Origin of the sequence: Companilactobacillus furfuricola (assembly GCF_003946325.1) — a bacterium.
In the GTDB taxonomy this organism is placed as follows: Bacteria; Bacillota; Bacilli; order Lactobacillales; family Lactobacillaceae; genus Companilactobacillus; species Companilactobacillus furfuricola.
Map to the genome: position 1 here is coordinate 1 of NZ_RHNT01000071.1, position 9,844 is coordinate 9,844.

6 protein-coding genes are annotated in these 9,844 nt (G+C 40.2%); 2 read left to right on the forward strand and 4 right to left on the reverse strand.

Annotation, left to right across the window (positions count from 1 at the left end; all coding sequences use genetic code 11):
* Window positions 1–337: 337 nt before the first annotated feature.
* The gene (locus EKM78_RS11805) at window positions 338–850 is read right to left on the reverse strand and encodes a GtrA family protein (protein ID WP_125772470.1); all 513 of its coding nucleotides are present in this window, start codon (window positions 848–850) and stop codon (window positions 338–340) included.
* Window positions 851–1,024: 174 nt separating this feature from the next.
* The gene (locus EKM78_RS11810) at window positions 1,025–2,917 is read right to left on the reverse strand and encodes a fructose-1,6-bisphosphatase (protein ID WP_125772472.1); all 1,893 of its coding nucleotides are present in this window, start codon (window positions 2,915–2,917) and stop codon (window positions 1,025–1,027) included.
* Window positions 2,918–3,054: 137 nt separating this feature from the next.
* Between EKM78_RS11810 and EKM78_RS11815 the strand changes: the two genes are divergently transcribed.
* Complete coding sequence (locus tag EKM78_RS11815) at window positions 3,055–3,957, forward strand: aldo/keto reductase (protein ID WP_125772474.1); 903 nt, start codon at window positions 3,055–3,057, stop codon at window positions 3,955–3,957.
* A gap of 498 nt (window positions 3,958–4,455) precedes the next feature.
* Here EKM78_RS11815 and EKM78_RS11820 read toward each other — a convergent pair whose 3' ends face one another.
* The gene (locus EKM78_RS11820; RefSeq protein ID WP_164507344.1) at window positions 4,456–6,390 is read right to left on the reverse strand and encodes an LPXTG cell wall anchor domain-containing protein; all 1,935 of its coding nucleotides are present in this window, start codon (window positions 6,388–6,390) and stop codon (window positions 4,456–4,458) included.
* 227 nt (window positions 6,391–6,617) lie between these two features.
* Window positions 6,618–7,916, reverse strand: coding sequence for a nucleobase:cation symporter-2 family protein (locus EKM78_RS11825; protein ID WP_125772478.1), 1,299 nt, complete (start codon window positions 7,914–7,916; stop codon window positions 6,618–6,620).
* A 123-nt stretch (window positions 7,917–8,039) separates the two neighbouring features.
* On the opposite strand from EKM78_RS11825, the gene EKM78_RS11830 reads away from it, so the two are divergent.
* Entirely contained in the window at window positions 8,040–9,476 is a 1,437-nt protein-coding gene (locus EKM78_RS11830; protein ID WP_125772480.1) for a C69 family dipeptidase, read from the forward strand.
* Window positions 9,477–9,844: the final 368 nt, after the last annotated feature.

The following is a 9,844-nucleotide window of genomic DNA, read 5'->3' on the forward strand; positions in this document are numbered from 1 at the left end:
GTTAATGAACCGCCGTATACGGAACCGTACGTACGGTGGTGTGAGAGGTCGGTAGCCTAGCTACCTCCTACTCGATCTACTGAACCCATATAGCACCCCGCCCCTCCACCTAGATAGTTATTGATATCACTCTCTTTTTTTAGTTTTACCGACTTTTTGTGATTAAATTGGCTAATTGTCCTGCCCTATTTCTCACATGTCTATCTCAGGTTTCTTCCTAATGGTGAAACCCAAATACCCCAGTGGAAAAATTATTAAAAAAAACAACAAAAAAAAAAAAAAAAAACAAACCCCTTTTTTAGAGTTTGTTTTCGTTGACTTTATTTGTCCTATTGTTTTACTTATTTCTATTTTTGAAGATGAAGAATTTTGAGAATATGTAGTTTCCTACTATTGCTAGGAATTGGCCTACTACTTTTGTGGCATCTCCGTTTGCTGATAGTAGGGAGATTCCTATCCATAGGGTCAGGGCTTCTACTAGGTAGGTGAATATTCTTGTTCCGTAGAAGGCTATCATTTCTTGGAGCGCTGTTTTTGATTTGTGGCGGAATACTATTAGGCGATCGACCCAGAAGCCTACTTGTACTCCTAGGAACCAGGCTATTATGTTGGCTACTTGATAGTTCATGTGTGCTACTCGATAAAGGAGATAAAAAGTGCCGAAGTTTACTACTACGGAAATTAGTCCCCAGAGGACGTATCTTACAGCTTGCTTAACATTGCCTTCTTCAGTTTTTATTTCCTCATTGATCGAAAAAGTATTTCCCGCTGTGTTGATACCTTCTGACACACCATCAACAATATCAGAAAGCTTACTGTCTTCGTCATGTAGGTCCGATTGATGATTCATAGCTTATCTCCTTTCACTAATTACGTCTTATATGAATATCTTAACCCTTTTTATTTAATTTAAAATGATATATATAATTAAAATTAATTTGTATAACAACACAGAAAATAAATCCAAAAAAACAACAAACAAAAAGACCCAAAAATTTTTCATCCTTTGGGCCTTTTACATGCTTTAATGATTTAGTTTTGATTGTAAATAAACGATTTGTTTGCGTAATTTATCACCGACATCAGTGTCGCCAACTGTTTTACGCTTGGCTGACTGTTCGATGACACGTTTGGTCGAAACGACATCAGTCATATCTGCGATGGCTTTGGCACGAGTGGTGAATGGCTCGTGAGTTACCAACTGGAAACCAAAGGAGTTAGACAATAGCGTGTACCCGCCGATACCAGTTGTCTTGTGATAAGGTTTGGACATCCCACCATCGATCACGAAGATCTTGCGATTGGCCATGATCGGCGAATGCCCCAATTTAACCGGTGTATGGCCATTAACAATGTGACCTTCATCCGGGTTCAAGTCGAATTCTTTTAATAATTCATCGGCGAACCACTCTTCTTTTCGCAACGAGTAGTAAGGATTCTTGATTTCTTTATGTAACGCTTTGTCTTCGATGAAGTACCGTTCAAAGGTCGTCATGGCAGCTTTTCCAAATAAAGGCGACATCTTTCCCGTCCACAAGTACCAAATAATGTCGGAATTGAGACATTCTTCAGGAGTCGGATTTTGGAAACCATTTTTTAAAGTTTTTTCAAAAAAGTCGAACAGTGACTTACCAGAATAGCTCTTACCTTCAACTGTCCAAGCTTGCATGCTGCCATCATCATTGACTGGCACACAGCCGTGGAGCAGTAAATTGTTATTATATTTCAAATACATTGAACCGTTGTTCATCATGAATGACATGTGATAGCGCAATTTTGGCGAATCAATAAATTGGCGGATCAAATCGTCAACAATATTTTGCTCTTGATCAGTCAATTTGTATGGATCGTCAGGATCAACTAATTGGAAGCAAGCATTGGTGATAGGATGGTTTTCCCCGTTGATCTCGATCGAAGTCCGATCAGGGCTCAACTTATGTAACAACATCCGATTATCCATTTCAAAATCTGGATGAGCCTTGATAGCACGACCTTCCATCTTAAATTGGATGATGGCCATCGCTTGCTGTACGGTATTGTCATAAACTGAATCATCGTTTGGGATACTGTCACCTGTATCAGAGCGTGGTGTAAATACTGGCAGTGGTTGATAGTTTTCGGCTGCGAATTCTTTTAGTTGACTAAGGTCAATATCATATTTATCAGTTAATAGTCGTAAATTATTGTATCTGGCACTGATCCGGATCAAGTTAGCCATGCAAAGTTTGGAACCGCAGGCGCTACCGATCCACAAGATATCGTGGTTGCCCCATTGAAAATCTAGGCTACCCCAACGATTCATCAAGTGATCCATGATCAGATCAGGATGCGGCCCCCGGTCGTAAACATCCCCAATAATATGCAAGTGATCGACAACTAATCGTTGGATAGTATGGCAAGTCGAAATGATGAATTGGTCGGCCATATCTAATTCGATAATATCTTCCATAACTTCGCGGTAGTAACTACGTTTGGTCAGATCATTTTGATCGGCATAAAGTAATTCTTCCGTAATATAAACAAAATCGCTCTTAATAGCTTTTCTAACTTTAGAGCGGGTATATTTGATCGATGTGTAACGTAACATATCGATCAATTGATTAAAGACATCGAAGTACCATTGTTCCAGATCCTCTTTTTTATGAAACTGTTCCTTACTTTGGCACAAAATTTCCGACGGATAATAAATTAAAAAAGCAAATTTCTTTTGTCTATCTTCACTCAGTCGTCCTGTAAACAATTCTGAAATTTTTTGGCGCGTATTACCAGAACCATTTCTCAAAATGTGAGCAAACTCATCATATTCGCCATGAATGTCACTGACGAATGCCTCGGTCCCCTTGGGAAGATCAAGAATGGCTGACAGATTGATAATTTCAGATTTGATTTCATTATCGTTTGTGAAATTTTTCTTCATGTTTTAACCTAGACCTTTCTTTAGCAAAATATTGTAATCGCTTTCTAAATTGTAACACTTGAACCTATACCAAAGACAATCTAATTTTTTGTATCACATTACTTTTGCTAATATAATTAAGCCGTGGAGGTGTTTATATGAATTTTTCAATAGATTCAACTGTTACTCTCAATAATGGCATTAAAATGCCCCAACTTGGTCTGGGCGTCTGGCAAATTAACAATGCTGGCGCTGCTCAGTCTGTAGAATGGGCGATCAAGCATGGCTATAGAGCAATCGACACTGCCAAACAATATGGTAATGAAGCCGGAGTCGGGGCGGGACTTACTAAAGCCTTGGCTGACAATGGATTAAAACGTGAAGATATATTTTTAACAACAAAGATTTTTAATGGTGATCAAGGATACGAATCAACACTCGAACAATTTGATGGACAACTTAAGAATTTACAAACTGATTATGTTGATCTTTTGTTGATCCACTGGCCTGTTGACGGCAAATACCTCGACACTTGGAAAGCACTAGAAAAGATTTATCAAGAAGGAAAAGCTCGGGCAATTGGTGTTTCCAATTTTAACGTTACTCGGCTCAAAGATATTTTAAAGAATGGCTCCGTCAAACCTGCTGTTGACCAAATGGAATTCAACCCATTGTGCCAAGAGGGCGACATCAAGAACTTCTGCCAAGAAAATAATATTCACTTGGAAGCTTGGTCACCACTCGGCGGTGGGACAGTGCTCAACGATGAACGGCTCAAGAAAATCGCTGACAAGTATCACAAGTCAGTCGCTCAAATCATCTTGCGTTGGGATCTACAACAAGGAATCATCACCATTCCAAAATCAGTTCACGAGGAACGGATCGTTCAAAACGCCAATATTTATGACTTCGAACTTAGTGATGACGATGTCAACGAAATCAAAGGCTACGACGAAGAAAAGCGCAGTCTTTGGTACGGTGGCTTCAAATGGCATGGCAACCCAACCGGTGCTAGTGACGCCGTTCAAGATTGGGACGACAGTACTGAATATGCTAAATAATTTTTAAGGTCCCCTTTGGGGACCTTTTTTTAGACAGAGAATAGAGAGGCATGGTCAGCTGCTGAGGATTTAAACACAGAGAGCGTAGCGAGGTTGGTCAGCTGCTGAGGATTTAGGGACTGGCAGCACAAAGGTGCGGCGAAGCCGTGCCTGCTGACAGTTGCTAAACCGGAGGCCGCTACCTCGCGGAGCTCGTTTCAACATCCTTCCGGATAAAACATAAAAGCACTATTCAAACCGCTGCAAGTTTAGCATTCAAAAATGGCTAGCATTATCTTAATTCTTAATAACTTGTACCTGCTGACAATTGCTAAACCGTAGGATGCTGTTGCATGGAGCTCGTTACATCATCCTTTACGATAAAACAAAAAGGGCCCTATCCAATCAACAAATGTATAACTTCAAAAAATGAATAGTACTACCTTTAATAACAGTTCCAAAAAAAGACGGTGTAAGAGAATATATCTCTTGCATCGTCTTTTACTGATTTGTTAAGTATTACTTTCTAATTTCAAACCGTTTTAGTTCTGATCTATGCATCAACTCTACTCCAGCTAAACTGATCAATAACAGCAAGCATCCGAGAGCTATAGTTATAGCGTTATTTTTTTGACCAGTTTGTGGCAATCTAGCACTAAATGATGCTGGATTTGTAGCTAAATCAGCTACATCATCCACTGGCAAAGTCTGACCAATAGTTCCATTATTAGTCTGGCTTGCTAAAGAATCATTAGGTAAAAAGCCGAATGATCCATCATTAGCTTGTGGAATACCAACTGTTGGAGCTTCTGCTGCTGCATCAGTTGAAGCATCAGGTGTAGCTTCATAATTTGGAGACTCAATCGCTTCTATTCCTTGAGTCCCTGTTTGTGATGTACTTGGTGATCCCGGTTGTGTTGGGACCGTCTGACCACCATTATTAGTATTTTCTGAAGTATTGGCATCTGTATCGACATCAGGCGTTGTCGATGAGCTACCTGATCCATTGTCATCAGGTACAGAAGCTGTTCCGTTATCTTCTTCATTTGGAGAAGTTACGGCTGGTTCATCGTCTTCGTTAGAATTTTCAGATCCACTGTTACCTTCATCAGGTGTTGTGACTTCATTACCACCTTCATTGGGTTCTTCAGTGCCATTGTCGCCTTCACCTGGCGTTGTGGTTTCGTTACCGCCTTCATTGGGTTCTTCAGTTTCATTGCCACCTTCACCTGGTGTTGTGGTTTCATTGCCACCTTCGCCTGGTTCTTCAGTTCCACCACTATCTTCTCCATCAGGTGGTGCAGCTAAATCTCCAGGTCCTGGTTCATTGGTAGATGTGTCTGTGACGAATCTATCCACTGCTGCATCAGCTGTTCCAGTATTCCCATGAGCATCTGTTACCACAGCAGTATTTTCGTAATGTGCCGCACCTGTATTAGTATCAGGCGTAGTTTGATAACGAAGCTGTAAGCCAGAGCTAAAAGTTCCGGTTACGGTAAATGTCACTGTGTTACCCGAAACACTAGTCGTGAATGGTACTGAATTGCCATTCTCATCTTGCAATGTGGCACTATCGTCAACATAGCTTTGATTATCGTTAAAAGTATCCTTGATCACTGGGTTAACTAAATCGTTAGTACTTGGATAAATATTAACTTCCCAGTTGAGAAGATCAGGATTGTTGGCATCTGTAAAGCTACCAAATTTAGTCATAAAGACTTCGATAGGTTCAACGGTTTGACCGTCACCTTCGCCGGGTGTCGTACTGCCTGTACTGCCCTCATCTGGTGGCGTTACTGCTTCACCCCCACCTTCATCAGGTGTAGTTGTTTCGTTACCACTCTCATCTGGAGTTGTGGTCGTTTCGTTACCATTTTCATCAGGTGGTGTAGTTGTTTCATTGCCACCCTCGCCTGGTGTTGTGGTACTTCCTGTATCACCTTCATCTGGCGGCGTGACAGTCTCATTTCCACCTTCGTTTGGCGTTGTTACTAGCGACTCAGGTTCAGTACCAGTAACGGCTAAGCGAATGTAACCTTTTTTATTAATTTGTGCATCTGCTAAAGCCCAGTTTAGAGTTACCGTTCCGACATGTGAACCTGCTGCAATAAAGGCACTGCCGATTTTTTTACCTGAGCTAGTATTTGTCAATTGGAACGAATCGTCCATCGGGATCTTGACATTAGAGGGAACGTAAAATTTAAAAGTATCCCCACCTAAAACCCAAGTACTGTTTGGAATACTCCACTGGTAATTAACAGTATATTCCTGGCTCTCAGGCAATTCTGCATCGTGTGAAATGATCTCGTCATTCTCATCTTTGATCACTGCATCAGAAGCTTGTGTTCCCTGAACTTCAGTGATTTCTCGAGCTTGGCTAATGTTAGTCGGTCCGATAAAGATAAAAAGCACTGCAGCAAATGTTGCTAACAACCATGGAAAAAGTTTTCTCACAAATAATTTCCCCCTTTTGAAAAACCCCATACTTAATCTATTCTTATTCAATATCCACCTTTAAACTAGCACCTCTGAATCAAGAAGTGCTACTAATTAGCCCGAATATCACAAATTAGTTATTGGCTATAAACGCTGTTATATCAAGTTATTAAGCCCATCACAATATTCGAAATAGGACAAAAAAAGACGCTTTACTGATGTCCAACATCAATAAAGCGAATTAATTATTTTTCAATTTTCAAACTCTTAGGATTTAAAATCATATTTAAAATAATTGCTGAAAAACTTCCGACTACTAAACCATTGTTCAAAATAGTTTGTAATGTTTCTGGTAAGAAATGTAGCAATGAAGGTTGAACTGTTACACCCAATCCTAGTCCGATGGCAATGGCCATGATCAAGAGATTGCTATTAGTCATCTTAACTTGTGACAACATCTTGATACCTTGTGCACCTACCATACCGAACATGACTAACATCGCTCCACCTAGTACAGAATTAGGGATCAAAGTAGCAATTGCTCCCACCTTGGGGATCAATCCTAGAAGGATCAACAAGAAAGCTGAGAAATAAACTGGCTTGTTCTTCTTAATACCTGACAATTGAACGATCGCAACATTTTGCGAAAAAGTTGAATATGGGAAAGTATTAAAAATACCACCTAAAATAGCGGCAAATCCTTCAGAAGCATATCCACGTTGCATATCTTCCTTTTTCATATCACGTTTAGTAACTTCGGCAAGTGCGTAATAAACACCAGTCGATTCGATCATACAAGTTAAAGCAGCTAAAAGCATGATAATGATCGAAGACCATTCAAATTTCGGTGTTGAAAAATAAAATGGCATTGGAACTTGGAACCAGTGAGCGCTGCTAACGCTTTGGAACCCGATTTGTCCCATGAAAAACGCAATAATATAGCCAGCGACGATCCCGATCAAAACGGCGATCTGTTGAATAAAACCTCTACCCCAGATCGTAAAAACAATAATGATCAGTGCAGTCGCAAATCCTAAAATCAAATCTTGAGGACTACCAAAATTCTTAGCGGTAGCGTCCCCACCACCAATGTTTTGAAAAGCAACTGGGATCAAAGTAAATCCGATCAATGTGATCAATGATCCCGTAACAACTGGTGGGAAAAACCTTTGTAAGTTCGCAAACAACTTAGAAATCAACAAAATAAAGATACCGGCGGCAATAATTCCACCATACATATAGGCGATCCCAAAGTGATGCCCAATATTTTGTAATGGTGTAACATATTCGACCGCTGAACCAAGTACAACCGGTAAGCCGATACCTGTTAGAGGAGTCCTCTTGATCTGCAAGAGAGTAGCGACTCCACACATAAAAATGTCGACAGAAATCAAATAAGTCATTTGTGTTGCTGAAAAGCCTAGTGCCGTACCAATCAAAATTGGTACTAGAATATCACCTGAGTACATAGCAAGCAAATGTTGCAAGCCAAGTACTAGATTTTTGAGGAATCCACCCTCATCTTTATCCATTTTTAAGTCCATGTTTGCCCCCTATATTCAAAAAATTATATCATCTTTTTCCGGTCAGTTGTGAGTCCTATCAAATAAAAAAAGTCATAGCTATGCTAAAATAAATATATCTATACTTAGGAGGGTTCCACAAAAATGAAAAAAAATCATTTAGAGGATGCCTGTACCTCCGTCCTTGTTGGTAAAAATGCCAGTATTGATGGTTCTACAATGATTGCACGAAATGACGACACATTTGATCCAATTAATCCTCAAAATTTTGTAATGCATAAATCCGTTGAAAACGAGCCAGGAAGAAAAGTTAAATCCTGGCTCAACGGTTTTGAAGCCGAAGTTCCTGCTGAAAACTACAAATGGCCAGCAGTTCCAAACGTCGACTACAAAAAGCTGGGCTACTACGACGAAAGTGGTATCAATGGCGCTAACGTTGCCATGTCTGCCACTGAAAGTACTTATGGAAATGAACGAGCATTAGCTTGTGATCCACTAGTAAAAGATGGAATGGACGAAGACGTCATCGTCAGAATGGTCCTACCTTTCGTAATATCAGCTAAGTCTGCTGTACAACGTACCGGCGATTTAATCAAGCAATATGGTTCACCAGCCGGAAACTCCGTATTGTTCAGCGACAATACTGATGTTTGGTACATGGAAATCGTAACAGGACACCACTGGGTCGCCCAACGGATCCCCGATGACAGCTATGCCATCGCGGCCAACCGCGTTTCGATACAACAAGTCGACTTCAACGACCCCGATCAATTCATGTGGTCCGACGGGATCCAAGAATTCGTTGAAAAAAATCATTTAAACACTGATAAAACTGGTTTTAACTTCCGTCACATTTTTGGAACTGACAATCTCAAAGATCGTCATTACAACACTTCCAGAGTTTGGTACGGTCACAAGTATTTCAACCCTGAAATCGAGGAAGACCCTGAAGACGGCGAATTACCATTCATCATGAAGACTGATCACAAGATCAACGTCGAAGATATTGAATATGTTTTAGGTTCACACTACAACGAAACACCGTATGATCCATACAGTCCTGATGCAAGCGATGACGATAAATATCGCTACCGTCCGATCGGTTTGAACAGAACTCAAAACTCACACATTTTGCAGATCAGAAATGATGTTCCAGAAGAATTCTCTGCGATTATGTGGCTTTGCATTGGTTTTCCAACATTCGCTCCGTACATTCCGTTCTATACTAATATGGACGACACACCTAAGAGCTATCAAGATGTTTCGCTTGAGTTTGATTTTAAGGATAGTTATTGGATGTACAACGCTTTGTCGATGTTAGTTGAGTCGCATTATACTGATTTTTTACAAGATGATATTGATTATTTAACTGAATGTCATCAAGAGTTCCGTGAAGCTATTGCTGAGACTGACAAATTAGCTGCTGACTATTCTGGTGATGAGCTTAGTGCATTTTTGACTGAGCGTAATGGTAAGTTGGTTGATGAGATGGCTGATAAGGCTAAGAAGATGTTTGGTGAGCTTTATACGAAAGGTATTCGTCTTTCTAAACTTACTTTTGATATGGACAAGAATTTGTAATAGTTTTTTGACTGGGACACCTTACGGGTGTTCCTTTTTTGTTGAGAGCTGGATTCCCACTAGTATAAATGTAAGAGGAAATAAGCAGCAGCAGTAGTTTGGTTGTTTTAGTTGGTGTTGAGATGTGCTGGGATTTGATTATGGAGCTTTGTTGTTTTGTTAGTATTGAGATGTGTTTGGATATAATTATGGAGTTTTGTTGTTTTGTTGCTGTGTGGAGGTGGTTGTTTGGTTGTACGTTCAATGCCGGTTCCGGGTCGGGGCGCTATATGGGACTGGAACGCTGCCGACTGCTACAATTTTTTTAACCGGACAGATGAAAAACAATAATCAGTCCGGGAGACGATAACAATGAGTAGGAAAAATAA